This window comes from Nostoc sp. (assembly GCF_036919595.1).
Lineage (GTDB): Bacteria > Cyanobacteriota > Cyanobacteriia > Cyanobacteriales > Nostocaceae > Nostoc.
Window position 1 is genome coordinate 32,412 of the sequence record NZ_JBALCO010000099.1, and the last position, 17,252, is coordinate 49,663.

General features: G+C 39.7%; 10 protein-coding genes. 6 read left to right on the forward strand and 4 right to left on the reverse strand.

What is annotated here, in order from left to right:
• The first annotated feature begins 152 nt into the window (after nucleotides 1-152).
• Complete coding sequence (locus V7K21_RS14890; RefSeq protein ID WP_335175452.1) at nucleotides 153-5,969, forward strand: alpha-2-macroglobulin family protein; 5,817 nt, start codon at nucleotides 153-155, stop codon at nucleotides 5,967-5,969.
• Between the two features lie 19 nt (nucleotides 5,970-5,988).
• Here the strand turns inward: V7K21_RS14890 and V7K21_RS14895 are convergent, their stop codons facing one another.
• Nucleotides 5,989-6,228 (reverse strand): type II toxin-antitoxin system HicA family toxin, encoded by a 240-nt coding sequence (locus V7K21_RS14895; protein WP_335175454.1) that lies wholly within the window; start codon nucleotides 6,226-6,228, stop codon nucleotides 5,989-5,991.
• A gap of 29 nt (nucleotides 6,229-6,257) precedes the next feature.
• Here V7K21_RS14895 and V7K21_RS14900 point away from each other — a divergent pair, with 29 nt between their 5' ends.
• The gene (locus V7K21_RS14900; RefSeq protein WP_335175456.1) at nucleotides 6,258-6,401 is read left to right on the forward strand and encodes a hypothetical protein; all 144 of its coding nucleotides are present in this window, start codon (nucleotides 6,258-6,260) and stop codon (nucleotides 6,399-6,401) included.
• 75 nt (nucleotides 6,402-6,476) lie between these two features.
• On the opposite strand, the gene V7K21_RS14905 is transcribed toward V7K21_RS14900, so the two are convergent.
• The 3 genes from V7K21_RS14905 to V7K21_RS14915 form a co-directional block, all read right to left on the reverse strand.
• On the reverse strand, nucleotides 6,477-6,647 hold the full coding sequence (locus tag V7K21_RS14905) for a hypothetical protein (RefSeq protein WP_335175458.1): 171 nt from the start codon (nucleotides 6,645-6,647) through the stop codon (nucleotides 6,477-6,479).
• Nucleotides 6,648-6,820: 173 nt separating this feature from the next.
• Complete coding sequence (locus tag V7K21_RS14910) at nucleotides 6,821-7,669, reverse strand: response regulator transcription factor (protein WP_442948886.1); 849 nt, start codon at nucleotides 7,667-7,669, stop codon at nucleotides 6,821-6,823.
• Between the two features lie 141 nt (nucleotides 7,670-7,810).
• Nucleotides 7,811-9,790, reverse strand: coding sequence for a scytonemin biosynthesis sensor histidine kinase (locus V7K21_RS14915; RefSeq protein ID WP_335175460.1), 1,980 nt, complete (start codon nucleotides 9,788-9,790; stop codon nucleotides 7,811-7,813).
• A gap of 1,848 nt (nucleotides 9,791-11,638) precedes the next feature.
• On the opposite strand from V7K21_RS14915, the gene scyA reads away from it, so the two are divergent.
• From scyA to V7K21_RS14935, 4 genes are all read left to right on the forward strand, one after another.
• Nucleotides 11,639-13,522: a scytonemin biosynthesis protein ScyA gene (gene scyA / locus V7K21_RS14920; RefSeq protein WP_335175462.1), complete on the forward strand. Its 1,884-nt coding sequence runs from the start codon at nucleotides 11,639-11,641 to the stop codon at nucleotides 13,520-13,522.
• Between the two features lie 303 nt (nucleotides 13,523-13,825).
• Nucleotides 13,826-14,887: a tryptophan dehydrogenase ScyB gene (gene scyB, locus V7K21_RS14925; protein ID WP_335175464.1), complete on the forward strand. Its 1,062-nt coding sequence runs from the start codon at nucleotides 13,826-13,828 to the stop codon at nucleotides 14,885-14,887.
• A 25-nt stretch (nucleotides 14,888-14,912) separates the two neighbouring features.
• The gene (gene scyC, locus V7K21_RS14930) at nucleotides 14,913-15,884 is read left to right on the forward strand and encodes a scytonemin biosynthesis cyclase/decarboxylase ScyC (RefSeq protein ID WP_335175466.1); all 972 of its coding nucleotides are present in this window, start codon (nucleotides 14,913-14,915) and stop codon (nucleotides 15,882-15,884) included.
• A gap of 79 nt (nucleotides 15,885-15,963) precedes the next feature.
• A complete protein-coding gene (locus tag V7K21_RS14935) occupies nucleotides 15,964-17,244 on the forward strand; it encodes a ScyD/ScyE family protein (RefSeq protein WP_335175468.1) in 1,281 nt (426 codons plus the stop codon).
• The last annotated feature ends 8 nt before the right edge of the window (nucleotides 17,245-17,252 follow it).

Below are 17,252 nucleotides of genomic sequence, written 5' to 3' on the forward strand. Positions count from 1 at the left end.
TATGTAAATAAACATAATCAAATTTAAATTTTGAGTATAAATAGCTAGTCAATGGGCGGATTTTATTAGTGTTGGCATTGCTCACTTAATGAGGGAGTGTAAACTTTTGTTAGCCATAATTTGTGAATTTTTAATTTTGAATTACTAAAAAGATGATTATCAGAGTTCTGCTGCGTTTCCACCATAAGATTATCTATCGCGTCCTTGGCGTCTTTGGCAGTTTGTTAAAAAAAATTAGCCGTTCTTCGAGCCGGAAGAGAACAATACAGTTTCTTTTTATCTTTACATTTATACTAGCGATCGCAGGGTGTAATTTTTTTGGTATCAACTCAAGTAAAGAACAACTACCAACAGTTTCCCCACTCATACCGCCGAAATTACCAGACTGGATTGAACAAATTAGTCCCATTGGGGATGCAAAATCTCTTAACCAAATCCGCATCCGTTTTAAAGAAGCTTTAATACCAGTTGAAAGTCTTGATAGCCCAGAACAGCAAAAGTTGTTACAAAAATTTGCGTTTTCGCCGCCTTTACCCGGTCAATTTCGCTTTTTAACACCGCGAATGGTAGGTTTTCAAGCTGAAAAAGCATTGCCAATAGCGACAAGATTTCAAGTCACTCTCAAAGCAGGTTTAGTTGATTTAAAAAATCATCGCCTAGACAAAGATTTACCTTGGACTTTCAATACCGAATCTATTAATCTGACTAATTTACCCGGTGTCAATCCCATTGAGAAGGCTGATGTTGAACCAATTGATTTACAACAAAAGTTACAGTTTACTTCAAATGTAGAATTAAATTTAGCTTCTGTACAAGAACATTTACAGTTAATTCCTGAAGGAAAAAATCAAGGTACAGGTTTTAAAGTTGAATTAAACAAAGAAGAAAAACCATTAAAAGAAGAAAATGAAGACCCTTTAGAAAAATTTGACCCTTCAGCACGTAATTGGATTTATAATCTCATTCCACAGCAAAATCTCGAAAAAGCAACCCGTTATCGCCTGGTATTTACTCCAGGAATACGTCCTGCTTATGGCAATCTCCCTACAGAGAAAGAATTTGCCACTAAGTTAGCAACTTATTCGCCTTTGGCATTTCAGAAAATTAACTTTTATGGACAGCCAGATGCAGGGGGAACCTATGGACGATTTCTTAAAGGCAGTCCACAGCTAGAATTTAATAATGTCTTATTAGCAGATTCAGTTAAAGAAAATATTACCATTAATCCAGCCCCAAAAGCAATTTCGAGAATTCTGCAAGTAAACGATGAAGATAAAATTGTCGGTATCAATCCTTATGCGCTAGAACCTGCCAAGACTTATACAATTACTATAGGTGCTAATCTCAAAGATAAGTTTGGGCAAACTTTGGGTAAACCTGTCACATTAAAATATGATACTGGAGATTTAGCTGGGGATATTTGGGTACCATCAGATTTGAATATTTTCCCTACAGGTAAAGATTTACAGCTAAATATTAGTACAGGAAATCTGCCAGAATCTAAGTATCAAGCAGCTTATCGAGTAGTTAAACCAACAGATTTAGTTTATTTTAATAATAGTAATGATTTATTACCACAACCCTCTGATTGGCAAAGCTTTAAGGTATCAGGTAAGAAAAATCAATCAGTTGATATTGCTGTTCCTCTCCGGAAAAAAATAAGTGCTACTACGGGAATGCTAGCTTACGGAGTGCAAGCCCGGACTAATAAATATCAGGAGAATGGTAAGGAACTATGGCGAGAACCGACAACTTATGGCTTAGTTGAATTAACGAATTTGGGCGTATTTACTCAGTGGTTTCCTGAGTCAGGCTTAATTCGCGTCAATCATCTTACAGATGGTTCACCAGTTAAAGATAGCCTTATTGAAATTTATCAATCAAAATTACAGGCAAAATCTCGCCCCGAATCTGTACCTTGTGCAACGGGTAAAACTGATGAAAATGGAACTTTTAGAATTGTCGGTGAAAGATTACAGCAATGTTATTCTGGAAATGAAACCTCTAGTAAATCACCACAATTATTAGTAATTGCCCATGAAAATCAAGATTGGGCATTCGCAAGAACAGAGGAATATAGCGGCGTTTATGGATATGGTATTGATGCAGGTTGGCAAGTTAGTAAGCCAGAATCACGCGGAGTAATCTTCTCAGATAGACAGTTGTATCAACCAGGTGAAAAAGCTTGGTTAACTGGGTTTGCAGACTACTTACAAAATGGCACAATCCAGCAAGATAAAAATGCTGTTTACCAATTAACTTTGGTAAATCCTGATGGACAAAAGACCAATTTAGGTACGCAAACTACAAATGAATTTGGCACGTTTTCTCTAGAGTTGCCAATTAAGACTACTCAGCGCTTAGGCTACCATACAATCCAGGCGAAAGGGAAAAACGGGCAAGAAATTTCTGGAGAATTTCGGGTAGCTGAGTTTAAGCCACCCAACTTTAAAGTCGAACTCAATTTAGATAAAGAATTTGCTCTCATTGACGAGAAAGTTGATATTAATGCTAAAAGTAATTATTTATTTGGTGCGCCTGTAGAAGGTGGAGAAGCAAAATACTTTATTACTCGCCAGCAGGCTAATTTTATTCCTAAAGGGTGGGGCGAATTTACTTTTGGTAGGCAATGGTTATGGCCTGAGGAAACTCCTACGATATCTAGTGATGTGTTACAAACTAATGCCCAATTAGATGCTAATGGTACAACCAGCCAAACGGTAACAGTGGCTAAGGATTTACCATATCCGATGACTTACCAGGTGGATGTGCAAGTTGCAGATGTTTCTAATCTGTCTGTAGCGAATTCCAAAACTTTTACAGCCTTACCAAGTAATCGCCTTATCGGGTTAAAAAGCAATTTTATCACTGATGCTGGTAAGGTTTTTCCCGTTGAAGTGGTTGTTACTGACCCTACAGGAAAACCGATAACAGGTCAATCGGTGCGTCTGGAATTACAACAGATTAAATATAGTAGTGTCACGCAGTTAGTGGAAGGTAGCCAAACACCAAAAAATCAAGTCGAATATAAGACAGTCGCACAAACAGAAATTACATCTAGTAGCAGTCCACAATCGGTAAATTTAACAGCACCAGAATCTGGTTCATATCGGATTAGAACCAATTTTAATGATGCTAAAAGCGAATTAAGTACCACAGATTTACAAATTTGGGCAACTGGAGGAAATCCAGTATTTTGGGGTTCTAGAGAACAAGACGCCTTAGAAGTTAAATTAGATAAAAAACAGTTAAAACCAGGTGAAACTGCTACTGCACTAATTCAATCTCCCTATCCAGATGCAGAATTGTACTTTGCTGTGATTAAAGACAAACCTCTTTATCAGCAAATTACAAAAGTTCAGGGAGGCGCACCACAAATACAGTTTCAAGTTACCCCAGAAATGCTGCCAAATGCAGCCATCGAAGCTGTATTAGTAAGGCAAGGTAAACCTCTCAACCAAGTGGAACCAGGAAGTTTAAATAACTTGGTGAAGATTGGTTTTACACCTTTTAAAGTTAATTTAGAAGATAAGTATTTAAAACTGCAAGTTAAGCCAGTGCAAGCATCATTAGAACCTGGTGCAGAGGAAACAGTACAGCTAGAACTGAAGGATAATCAAGGCAATCCCACTAAAGGACAGTTTACAGTCATGGTGGTGAATGAGGCGGTGCTACAACTTTCTGGTTATCGTACACCAGATTTGGTGGATATAGTTTATGCAGAACAGCCAATATCTACCCGCTTTAGCGATAATCGACCGGATGTAATTTTACAACCACAAGATGTAGCTAAACCCAAAGGTTGGGGTTATGGCGGTGGTTTCTCGACTGGTGCAGCGAATACTCGCACTCGCACAGATTTTCAAGCTTTAGCTTACTACAATGGTTCTGTCCTTACCGATGCTAATGGTAATGCACAAATAACCTTTAAATTGCCGGATGATTTAACTACATGGCGAGTGATGGCTGTCGCCACCGATGGAAATCTCCGTTTCGGGAATGGGGATGCGACGTTTATCACCACAAAGCCACTGCTAACTAATGCCATCTTGCCACAATTTGCCCGTCCAGGCGATCGCATCCTTGCTGGTTTATCTGTAACTAACAACACTGGGAATCTAGGAAATCTCTTAATAAATGGCAAACTTAGCACTAATGTGAAGTTTGCTGACAAAAACCCCACAACTACTGCTTTGCAAACCAAAGCTGAATCCGCAACTCATGCTTATCGCTTTCCGATGGTGGCGGATAGTGTGGGAGTTGGTAAAGTCCGCTTTACCACTCAACTAAATGGTACAGCCGCAGATGCTTTTGAAGTACCTTTGGAAATTAAGCCAATTGAAATTACAGAACAAGTAGTTGAAACTGGTGTAACTGAAAAACAGGTGAAGATTCCTCTGAATGTTGATAAAAATACCTTCCCTGATGCGGGAGGTTTAAATATTCAGTTGGCGAGTACTTTGATACCGGAAATTAAAGCATCAGCAAAGCAGGTTTTAGAAGATGATGATTTGCCGTTTACAGAACCTGCTGCAAGTCAGTTAATCATTGCTGCTAATCTGCAAACTATTGCACAAAAATATGGTCAGACCTTTGTAGAATTTAATCCTAGCCAACAGGCAAATCAAGCAATTGAAAAATTACAAAAACTCCAAATAGCAGATGGTGGTTTTGCTGCTTTCCCTGGACAAGAAAAATCCGATCCTTGGGTTTCTTCATATGTGGGTGAATCTTTAGCTACCAGTCAGGTGTTCCCTAATTTATTCGATTCTGGAATACTATCTCGCCTCAAAACTTATCTGCAAAAAGTACTAGCGAATCCTGGTGAATACGAATTTTGTAAACAGCTACTATGTAAAAGGCAACTGCAACTTAATGCTTTAATTGCTCTAGCAGAACTAGGAGAAAAACGCAATACTTTCTTCGCAGATATTTATGAACAGCGCAATAATTTTGATGTAGTAACTCAAATTAAACTAGCACGATACTTATCTCAATTTCCAGAATGGCAAGACGAATCTCAACAGCTGGTGAACAAGTTACAACAGAATATATATGAAACTGCTAGCACAGCAGTTGTAAGTTTACCAGCTAGTTGGGGATGGATGAGTTCATCTACCACGATGCAAGCACAAGCTTTACGCTTATTTATTGCCAAGCAGAGTAAACCCGAAGTTATAGATAAGTTATTTCAAAGTCTTCTCGCATTACGACGGAATGGCACATGGCAAACTAACTATAATAATGCCCAAGCATTAACAGCCCTGGTAGAATATAGCCAATTGCAACCGACGCCACCTAATTTTGTTGCCACTGTGCAATTAGCTGGTAATAAGTTAGGAGAAAATCGCTTTGATGGCTATCAAAATCCTAGCTTAAAACTAAATGTGCCAATGAATCAATTACCTCGTGGGCGTCATGATTTAACACTGCAAAAATCAGGTAATGGGACTTTGCACTATCTAGTTGCTTATAATTATCGCTTGCAAGGAAATCAGCCAGGTAGGTTTAACGGTTTACGGGTAATACGAGAAATAAGCAAATTAAATGAAAATAAAGTTTTGCAAAAAACAGGTCTTTACGCTTTTGATAAACCCTTGACTTTAGCCTCTGGACAGGTGTTTGATATTGGTTTAGAAATCATCGCTGATCATCCTGTGGATCATGTGGTGATTAAAGATCCGCTACCATCAGGTTTTGAGGCGGTGGATGCAAGTTTTCAAACTACCACAGCTGCATTACAAGCAAAAGCCGATAACTGGGAACTTGGCTTTAGAAATATCTACCGCGATCGCATTATCGCCTATGCCGACCACCTGGAACCAGGAGTTTATAGTCTGCATTACTTAGTCCGTTCTGTTACTCCTGGTACGTTTTCTTGGCCTGGTGCAGAAGTTCACTTGCAATATGCACCAGAAGAATTTGGGCGTACAGCTGAGTCTACATTGATATTGGAGGATGGGAAGTAATTATTTATGCCATCTTTGGCTACAACAAATCTAAAAATCTTTCCAAGTCTATACGAGTTTGTTTTAAAATCTTAGCTAGGGTGGAACGCTTAACTGGCCGATAAGCTGGGACAGTCAATTTCAAGACTTCATCGAGTATGCTTTTTTGCAATCTAATGTGACTACCTTGCTGGCGTACAACTATCCATCCATCTTGTTCTAAAGCAGCGATAATCCAAAGAAAGAAATAAGAAGCCAAGAAAATTTGGCGCAGCCTCACAAAGAAATGGTATTACTTTTCTATTTTTAATGATTTTTGGCGATGCCTGCGGCGGGCTGCGCCTACGCATTGTAATTGAAGTGCGAATATTTGAAAGGGGCGATCGCATTATTGCCTCTAGAGTAGCGTTAGCCTTAATCTGGAAAAAATCCGAAAAACTAGAACTTCAGTGAGTAGATAAGTGTACGGGTATAAAAGTCAGATAATGAACTTTCTCTGGCTGTGCGAAAGTTTGAGCCAGAGGTAGTTCATAGTAAATTTGGTTCAATTCCTTGTTGTAATCTGGCTAAAAGTTCTTGAAGCTGCTGCTGAGTTTGTTCTAGCTGTTGTTGCTGTTGTGCGTTTACCTCTTCTGGAGTTTGGTATCTGTAATTAAAATTCTTTGTGATTGGTAAAGAACTTAAACAGCCACTTGACAACAGAAAAAGATTTGCAAATAGACCAAAACTTTCAAGGGAAAGTTCTTAACTTGTAACCAAACATCTTCTGCTGGGTTCTGTTCGGGTGCATTGGGTGCAAATCGAATATAAGTAATTTGCTACTCTGCTTGGGAACTTGCACGATCATTAACAGATGTCAAAAACTTTTTGGTTTAGTGAGGATATTCTTTGCGCCAAGCCTGGGGAGGTAAACCGTGATGTTGGCGAAACTGGCGGGAGAAATGAGACACATCTTGATAGCCCAATGCTTTCGCTATCTTCTCGACTGTTTGATTACTATTTTGGAGTAAAAAACGAGCTCCCGCCATCCGGCGTTTGACAATCCAGCAGTTTACAGTCTCTCCTGTCTGCTTTGCTACTCGGTTAGTTAAGTAAGCAGATGAGTAACCAACAGCAAGAGCCACATCACACAAAGTAATTCCTTGATGATAATGGGCTTCAATAAAGTCGAAAACTTCTTTTAATTCAGGAATGCAGGGAAAGATTGACTTCTGAGGGATCATGGCTTCTCTACCAGAGGCTTCGCCAACGCCAACACCTCCAGCGATCGCTGTACTATTATCTTCAAATACCGATTTTGGAGCTTTCTGGAATTGAATATTCCACCAGTATTGGAGGGTAGCTTGCTTTTGTAAGCGAGTAGTGATCGCTCTGAGCAATTCGTCTAGTGTAGAGGGTTTGCTAAGATAGTCGTCTGCTCCCAATTCCATAGCTTTGCGAACATCTGCTCTGCTACTACTGCCAGTTAAAAAAATGAAAGGAATAATTGCTGTAACAGGATCTTGGCGTAGCGTAGTTAAAACGCTATAACCATCCATATCGGGCATCGTAATATCGCAAATCACTAAGTCGGGTATGCGCTTTTGTGCTTGCTGGATACCAGCAAGACCGTTGTCAGCACCTATCGTATTAAAACCTTTAGCCTCAAGACCCTTTAAATAAAGATTGCGGGTAACGTTATCATCTTCAATGACGAGAATTTTATTTGACGATTCGGACATGATTTTCTATTACTAGAACTTTTTGCAGAAGCTGCTTACTAGACTCTTTGGGAAATATGTAAATAGCTATGAGAACAACTACTTTGTTTCCAGAGTTATAATTGTTAAGTTATTAATTAATAACTATCTTAATTTCAACATTCATAACTCTGAAATAGTAAACTCTGAGTTGATTAATGGGAAGATGACAGTAAAGGTAGTGCCCACACATATTTGACTTTCTACAGAGACTTGACCCTGATGTAAATCTACAAGAGTTTTAAGAATCGATAGTCCTAGTCCAGTACCAGGTATATGATCAATATTACTACCACGGTAAAATGGCTCAAATATTCGTTGTTGGTCTGCTACTGAAATACCGATTCCCGTATCTTTTACCTGGAAAATTAATTTTTCATTTTTGCAGCAGAGTTTCAACTCAATTGCCATGTTGGAGGGGGAATATTTTATTGCATTGTCGAGCAAATTTTTCAAGATAGGCTCTAACAATTTTTTATCTATACAGGCTGTTAGTGACTTATCTGCACTTACAAAATAAATCGGATTTTTGCTAAGACTCATCTGCATTTGTGCAATTAAATCATTACAAAACTGAACTAACTCAAGCGGTTTTGGCTGAAAGTTTATTTTTGCTGATTCTGCCTTAGAGAAGAACAAAATATCATCCAACATCTGGCCGAGTTGTTCGGTGGCTTTTTGAATGTGATCGAGTAATGGTTGTATTTTCTTTTGTGTGCGTTTGTCTACTTCTTCCTTTAATAAGCTATTAGAAAATGAAACAATATTCAGTGGAGTCCGGAATTGATGGCAGACCATAGAAAGAAAACGCGCTCTAAGTTCGCTAAGTTGTTTTGCTTGTTCTAAAGCTTGGTTAAGACCTAATTCTGCATATTTGTAATCGGTAATATCGATGCCTGCAATCAGTTCAACTGGGTTTCCCCCAAAATCCAGCACTCCATCCAGCATGGCAACCGCACAGGCTAGCCAGCGCTCCGTGCCGTTTCTGGTCAAAATATTTATCTCCTGGTATTCAAAGTTAGATGCTTCACTCTGGTTGCGTACCTGCCTACGTTTTTTGCTTTTAATCAGTCGGCGCAGTTCAAAGCCTGTTAGCAGTTCCTCTTTTGTATAACCAGTGAGTTTCTCCACTGCGGGATTTATGTAGCAAAGTTGCGTACCTTGAATCAGAAAAGTGCTGGCATCTGTGGTTTCTGCTAAAGTCTGAAATCTAGCTGCGTTCAGCCGTAATGCTTCTTCAGTCTGTTTCGATTTAGTAATGTCCCAAATACTCCACACTCTACCAATAATTTTGTCCTCCAACAAGTGAGGTTTAGAGTAGTGGGCAAAGACTCTCCCATCTTTCAACTCCAGAATGTCGTAGCTCTCAAAATCAGATTGGCTAGACACTTCCCAAATAAACCGATTAAAGGCTTGTGGGTCTTTAAGTTTGTTCTCAAAAAAGGCTTTAGATTGAGGACATTTCTTGGATAGTATTAGGGAATCTGGGATCTGCCACATCTCCACAAATTTCTGATTCAAGCTCAGAATATCTCCCTCAAAGTTAACTGCAACAATACCAATGGCAGTAGATTCCAGAGTAGAACGAAGTAAAGATAGGGATGTTTCTAGTTCTACTTCTTTTGTCTTGAGCTGAGAAAATTCTTGTTGCAAATTGTCTTTGGCATACCTTAATTCATCAGTCCACTTTTGCACGCTCAGTTCTACTATTTCATCGGTTTTCTCACGAGCAAAGGCACAGCCAAATTCCATATCTTGGTCTTTTACATAGCTAATGGATATTTCTACCAGAAAGATCCGACCTCTTTTTGTCCTGTATCGAGATTTAAAGGTAAGGGAACCCTGTGAAATAATATCTGACCAATTGTGTAGAGAAAAGTCTACATCTATATCATGCAGCCTCATGGATAGTAATTCCTTACGGGAATACTCAGTCATTAGGCAAGTGGCATCGTTGACATAAAGAAACTGCGCGTTTGCTCCTAAACAGAAGGCAGCATCTACAGTTTGATTTATTAGGAAGTGAGCAAACTTCATCTCTACTTCTGGTTGTAGCGCCCGTTGATTGTTTGATCTAGCTAGTGTATATTCGCCAGAATTCATATTCTTACTTCCTCCTAGTAATCAATCAGCACCATACCCATTAATGAGTTAACAGTCATAACTTACCAAAATCTTTGGTACACTCTTCAGCTGTTAGAAGGCAAAATTATCTACCTTATTATTTGAAAAAATATTAAGCACCTTAACAAAAGTTATCATATCACTAAAGTGTAAATTAATAAACCAAATTTAAAAAAAAACCAAATGTTTAAAAAAATTTACTATTGATTTAAATAGCTTTTTATAGCAACACAAAATTTAGACAAATCAAATCCAGATTAGTCAAGAAACCTTATTAGATAAGAGTTCAAAACTCTTAATCTATAAGTAGAAAATATGTTTTAAATTTAAAGTAGTACAACATGGCGCAAGTAAACATACCATTTCAAATGGCGCAAGAGCTTGGAATAGAATTATGCGTCACTTTTGGCTTTTGAACGCCAGTTGCTTCAATTCGGCAGAGCCGCCCAACGCACTGGCTCCTTTTGACTTCCGCCTTGCGGTACTAGCCCTGCACCATAACTAACTAATCCCAGTCTAAAATTACTGGGTTTCTACTGGGAAAAGTTAAAGAATAAAAATTTCTATGCTTTAACTTTTCCCTCGCTAAGGACTTTAGCGAACTACAAGTACACTGTGGTAGAAGTTTGCCTACCTTTAACTAATTACTTGAGTATAGGAAATGAAATTCATGAATTTCCCCTATTTGTCTGGTTAATTGAGATGGTAGCTGGATTTAGACCATGCGGTATTAATGTAGAGTCGTTTGATTTTCAACATAAACGCGATGTGCAGTGCTGGGCTCATCAAGTTACTTGCTTAATTTATCTTAACTTTTTTTCTCATGTATCTAACTATAGCAGGATATGCTTAATCATCTGTCGTAAGAAGTCACAATTTTGCCGTAAAAATACGTATATTTATAGGTATAATATAGTGTTTACTTATGAAAAAATAAACACTTTATCTTATACTAAGCATATATTGCTGGATTTTATGTCATAAAAAACATATTTTATAAAATAATTACGTACTGAATGCTTAGTCATCTCTCGAAGAAAATGTAAAAAGTTAAGAAATTATGTCTTTATCGTTACAAATAATTGACCTAAAGAGTTTTTGGTAGCAATATAAAGACCGCTAAATTGGCTCATGCTTTAATTCAGATGAAAAGTTGTGTGAGTCCTAAAGCAATAGAATTGACAACTAGATCAAAAGATTTTCTATTGTAAATTTGGTAAAATGTCGCCTCTGCGATCGCATAATATCATTTTTTCAGAATGACTAAGTTGGAAATGTCATAATCACGATAAAAGCGAAAGAATTGACACCATTATCAAAAGATTTTTTATTGCAAATAGGTTTTTAATCATAGTAATTATCACAAATTAAAAACCTCCCAAGGCGCCTAAATAAATAGGTTGGTGCAATTAAAGTTAACAATGTAAAGCTTTTTAAAGATTATGAGATGTGCTTGAATTAAGCTTAGTTGCTCGTTTACATACCTTTATCTGGTTTTATTTTTCCCTGCCAACCTACTTAAGCACTGTTCTCATCATAATAGCAGCGAAAAATTTGACATTTTTTATCAAAAGATTTTTGATTGCACAATAGTCTTTATCTCCTTTATTCTGATTACAAGAAGCACAGTCTTAATTGCTGTATGCTTTTCAAAAATTTTTGGTGGTGCGCTCACAAGCATCAATCAGCAGCAATTAACGTTTTCTACAATCGACCAAGCTAGATCATAGCTGTAAAAGCAACAGAGTTGTTTGTATTAAATATTGCTATCGCTGTGATTGTAAACTAAAAAGCATTTGTGTAACTTCCTGTAATTATGTGAAACCAATGAGTAAAAACTATACTGGTTCAAACTCTCCGATAATCACTACTGAGCCATATAAAGAAATTCCATCAAACATCTATGTAGAGTCTGTGTCTGACATTTCGCATCAGCTTGAGGAATCAGAGAATAACGGGGGAATTCAGCCTTTTTTACCCAACGAAACAGCCCCAACGCTCTCAGTTGCCGATGCGATCGCTCAGATGTTGGAAAATTTGGGAGTAAGCTACGCTTTTGGTGTTGCCGGCGGTGCAATGGCAAGCCTTTGGGGTGCGCTGTCAAATAGTACCATAGAAGTGTTGAACTTCCGCCATGAAGCAGGAGCAGCATTTGCAGCGACCGAAGCATACTTTGCGAATAATCGCCCCACTGTAATTTTTACCACAGCAGGGCCGGGGATCACCAACGCCCTCACCGGATTGTTTGCGGCTCGTGGTGAAGGTGCAAAGGTGATTTTTTTGTCGGCTTGCACTTCAGCACCGCAGCGTGGACGTTGGGCAATTCAAGAAACTAGCACTTACACATTGCCAAGTGGGGGAATTTTTACCCCAGGCGCACTATTCAACTATGCAATCACTATTGAATCTGCGGCTCAACTCCCCCAAATTTTTCGTAAACTAGCTTTAGCTTTGGCGCAACCGGGCGGATTTGTGGCCCATTTGAGCATTCCCACCGCTGTGCAGACAAGTTTAGTTGAGGATATAGCTTTACCCCAACTAAATGTTTCTCCGTTTCCGATGACTGCTTCAAAAGAAGCGATCGCTAAATCTGTAGAGTTATTATCATCAGGCCCCTTTGCTATCTGGGTCGGTTTCGGTGCGCGTCATGCAGCAGACGAAATCCGCCAACTCGCAGAAAAAACTGGAGCAGCCGTCATGTGTTCACCCCGTGGTAAAGGTATCTTTCCTGAAGATCATCCCCAATTTGTGGGTGTCACAGGTTTAGGGGGTCATGCTTCCGTCTTGACTTATATGGAAGATCAACCTCCACTACGCACACTCGTATTAGGAACCTGCCTTGGTGAACCGACTTCCTTCTGGAATTCGACGCTGGTTCCAAGAGGAGGTTTTGTCCATGTAGATATTGACCCAGAAGTGCCAGGAGTGGCGTATCCACACGTTGAAACTTTCGGGGTTCGGTCTGACATCAAATCCTTTGTGCAAGAATTGTTGCAGCACTTGCCAGATGCTCCTCATTCCCCAATGTCGTTACCTCATCCAGAACACAAAGTAATTGAACCTGTTCTAGATGTAGATTATCCAGTGCGACCAGAAGTATTGATGGCAGGAATTCAAAAGATAATTGTTGAGGGTAGCGATGCGGTAGTAATGGCAGAGTGCGGTAACTCCTTTACTTGGTCAACTCATCTACTGCAATTTGCCCAAGCCAATCGTTACCGAGTCAGCACTGGAGTTGGAGCAATGGGTCACGCCGTCACAGGAGTGTTGGGTGCAGCGCTGGCGAACAATGGTAAGGCTGTAGGGATTGTCGGCGATGGAGCAATGCTGATGAATAACGAAATCAGCACAGCCGTGAAATACAAAATTCCCGCAATCTGGATTGTACTCAACGATGCGCGTTACAACATGTGTCATCAAGGGATGAAAATCTTGGGATTAAAGGGTGCAGACGCAACAATTCCACCAACAAACTTCGCCATGATTGCTCGTGGTATGGGAGCAGAAGCGATTGTAGTCGTTAGAGAGTCAGATATCGAAGCCGCATTAGAACAAGCGATCGCTTCAACAGTTCCCTTTCTCATTGATGTAGTGATTGACGCTGATCGACCAGCACCATCTGGTGGACGTAATAAAAGTTTGGCTGCACAAGGAATAAAATCAAGCTCGGCTAAAAATTTAGCCAAGCAAGTTTCATTTCCAATGATTTGATTTTAAAAGTTTGCAATTTCAGTCAATTTTTATAGACACTAAGACACTCCCAGAACGCGGAATTTACAACGCAGTTTGGATTAGTCCATTCAGCAAAACCTAAAGGATGAATTTAGAAGCAGCAAAAACTTTATTCCAGCCAACAACTGTGCCCAAAAAACTGGAATTTGTGATTTTTGAACATCAGTCTTTCCTTACTTCATCTTATCTTAATATTCGAGAGTGTTTTTATGTCTATATCTTTATATTTTGTAATGGTCATTACTTTCTCTAACCAATCCCAAACAATATCGAGAGGTGAAAATGCTGCTATTTGAAACTGTTAGAGAAATGGGTCACGAACAAGTTCTCTTCTGTCATGGTAAAAATCCAGAAATTAAGGCAATTATTGCTATCCATGACACGACTTTGGGCCCAGCGATGGGAGCTACAAGACTCATGCCTTATGTCAACGAAGAAACTGCTTTAAAAGATGCGCTTCGTCTAAGTCGTGGTATGACATATAAGGCTGCGTGTGCTAACATTCCGGCTGGTGGCGGAAAAGCGGTCATTATCGCTAATCCTGAAAATAAAACAGATGATCTGTTGAGAGCTTACGGACGTTTTGTTAATAGCCTGAATGGACGTTTTATCACCGGACAAGATGTCAATATCACTCCTGATGATGTCCGGACAATCAATCAAGAAACTAAATATGTTGTTGGGGTATCAGAAAAGTCTGGTGGGCCTGCTCCCATAACATCACTAGGAGTTTTTCTAGGAATTCAAGCTGCTGTGGAGTCTCGTTGGCAGAGCAAAAGATTTGATGGCATGAAAGTTGCAGTTCAAGGCTTAGGAAATGTAGGTAAAAATCTCTGCCGACACTTACATGAGCATGATGTCAAGCTTTTTGTTAGCGATGTAGATCCAGCCAAAGCAGAAGAGGTAAAACGGCTTTTTGGCGCAACTATTGTAGAACCAACCGAAATTTACGCTCTTAATGTAGATATATTTGCTCCTTGTGCTTTAGGAGGAATTTTGAATAGTCATACAATTCCTTTTCTACAAGCTTCCATTATTGCTGGTGCAGCTAATAATCAATTGGAAAATGAGCAACTACATAGTCAAATGCTTGCCAGAAAAGGGATTCTTTACAGCCCCGATTATGTAATTAATGCCGGAGGGCTAATCAATGTTTACAACGAAATGATTGGTTATGACGAAGAAAAAGCTTTCAAGCAAGTGCATAACATTTATGACACGCTATTAGCAATTTTTAATATTGCTAAACAGCAGGGAGTTACTACCAATGATGCTGCCAAACGATTAGCAGAAGACCGCATTCAGGGCAGTAAGCGAAACAAGATTAAGGCGATCGCAGCTTAATTATTATTATCTTCAGGAGTGAGAAGTGGAAAAAAATACCTTTGCAACATCAGCTTACATTGCTACTTCACCAGAGAACGCTTTTGACTACCTTTGTAGTTTAAAAAACTTGGATGAATGGACGCTTTATAGCCGGATGAAAGAGCAAGTTGACGAAGATACCTGGCTGGGAACTGCGTCTGGTTATCACAAAAATCTCTATTATCATGTTAAAAAACTAGAGAATCCACTTTTCTACGGCATTGAGTGGCACTGCGGATTAGAGTATCAGAAATATTATCAGGTTTACCCTGTTTTGCTATTTCCAACCGACTACATTGAGCCAGGGACAGATGAAAAAGGTGTATACTTCCATTGGTTGAGCTTTGTCGATCCAAAACGACAGACTCAGATGATTATGCAGGGAATTCACACGGTACATACTTCTGAGTGTCGTTCTCTCAAAGGTAATTTGGAACGCAAGGCTGGTCTAACCGCAGCAGCCAAAGGAAGCCACTTTATCAATACTGACACCATCTATGTTGATGCTCCAATTGAAATCGGCATTGAATACTTAAAAGACTTACGAAACATAGATGAGTGGGCGCATCTCCTGCGACCAAATGGTGAAATTGGTCTTGAATCAGGTGAATTCAAGGATGAATATGACCAGAAAGTAAAAGTTTCTGTGCGAGTTCATAGTCTGAGTAAATACTACTTGGTTGAACAAGAACACTTTTATCCAGACTATGAATATTATCAGCGTTCTGTAGCGTTACTCATCCCAACCGCTTATGCTTTCGCTGATCCCGAAGCTTCTGGTTTTATCCTACATCGGATCACATTCTGGAAAACAGATGGGACTGTTAGCCACGGCAAACTTCAAATTGAAGATTTTGGTGCTGAGAGCATGAACATCAAACGTTTGCTCGAAGCCAAAGCTGGCAATCTCCAATCATTTGATCGGGGAATGAGCTATCTGCCAAAAATTCAAGAATCACTAATTACTAATTACTAATTAAAACCTCAGCATTCCTCTGCGTTTAAAAATTACCCCTAAATTCCCCACGATTTTATCCAAAGCTGTATTGCAACACATGAAACTGAAGCCACTTACTATTACTTTTCTCACTTTTTGTGTTGCCACTTTTTCTGGAATGAAAGCTGCCTCAGCTGCATCCTTTTCGGTAATCGCCAATGGTCTATATAATGCCGGAGGTCTGAGCTTTGGCCCTGATGGTAATCTCTATGTTACAGAGGCGGGAATCGGGGGAAGTGGAGCTTGTGTTCCACCACCAAGTGGTCAAGGCGGTTCTTTATGTTATGGCAGAAGTGGTGCAATTACCAAAATTGAGAATGGTAAGACAGAGCGGATACTTACAGGACTCCCTTCCTTAGCATTACCAGATGGTAGTGCAAGCGCTGGCCCTCGTGATATCAAATTTGATGCTACAGGTAAACCTTATGTTCTGATTGGGTATGGAGCTAATCCAGCCTTTCGCGATCGCAATTTAGGTAATACTGACCTTGGTAAAATCATCGCTCCCGATTTTAATACCAATTCCTGGACGACTATTGCTGATTTAGCTAACTATGAACTCGCCAACAATCCCGATGGTGGTGATGTCGATAGCAATCCTTTGAGTTTTGCAATAGATGGCAAGAAATTGGTTGTAGCTGATGCAGGTGCAAACGACTTACTAAGTGTTAACACTGATGGCAGTAATTTGCAAGCTATTACCACATTTCCCAAAGACATATTGACTGATCCCATCTTTCCACCTTCTGGTACCCCATCCAATGAACCTGCACAGGTGCCATCTCAAGGTGAAGCGGTGCGATCGCAGTTTGCAACCCAAGCAGTACCCTCAAGTGTGGTCAAAGGCCCTGATGGTGCTTATTATGTCAGCCAATTTACTGGTTTTCCCTTCCCAGAAGGTGGGGCAAAAATCTATCGAGTTGGTGCTGATGGGAAACCAACAGTATATGCCGATGGTTTTACCCAACTCACAGACTTGCAATTTGATCCTGCGGGCAATTTATATGCTTTGCAGTACGCCAATCAGTCAGCCTGGAAGGGTAATCTTGATGGCTCTGTAATCAAAATTGCTACCGATGGGACACGCACAACTCTTCTGAGTGGCAATGGATTAGAGTCACCTAGTGCCCTGACTATTGGTTCTGATGGTGCAGTATACGTCACTAACCGAGGCGATAGCCCAGGACAGGGACAAGTTCTCAGAATTGAAAATACCAAATCTATTCCTGAACCTGATTCTGCTTTAGGCATATTAGCGAGCGGGGCTTTAGGCGTTGGTTTGTTGCATAAGAAAAGAGCTACCCAACCACCCATAGATAGAGTTGTGGCGCTCAAGTAAAGAGTTTC

What these genes read in the sequence shown, in the direction of transcription:
- V7K21_RS14890 (WP_335175452.1), top strand. Translation starts at nt 153, where the DNA reads ATGATTATCAGAGTTCTGCTGCGTTTCCACCATAAGATTATCTATCGC.
- V7K21_RS14900 (WP_335175456.1), top strand. Translation starts at nt 6,258, where the DNA reads ATGATTTTTGGCGATGCCTGCGGCGGGCTGCGCCTACGCATTGTAATT.
- V7K21_RS14910 (WP_442948886.1), bottom strand. Translation starts at nt 7,669, where the DNA reads ATGTCCGAATCGTCAAATAAAATTCTCGTCATTGAAGATGATAACGTT.
- V7K21_RS14915 (WP_335175460.1), bottom strand. Translation starts at nt 9,790, where the DNA reads ATGAATTCTGGCGAATATACACTAGCTAGATCAAACAATCAACGGGCG.
- scyA (WP_335175462.1), top strand. Translation starts at nt 11,639, where the DNA reads ATGAGTAAAAACTATACTGGTTCAAACTCTCCGATAATCACTACTGAG.
- scyB (WP_335175464.1), top strand. Translation starts at nt 13,826, where the DNA reads ATGCTGCTATTTGAAACTGTTAGAGAAATGGGTCACGAACAAGTTCTC.
- V7K21_RS14935 (WP_335175468.1), top strand. Translation starts at nt 15,964, where the DNA reads ATGAAACTGAAGCCACTTACTATTACTTTTCTCACTTTTTGTGTTGCC.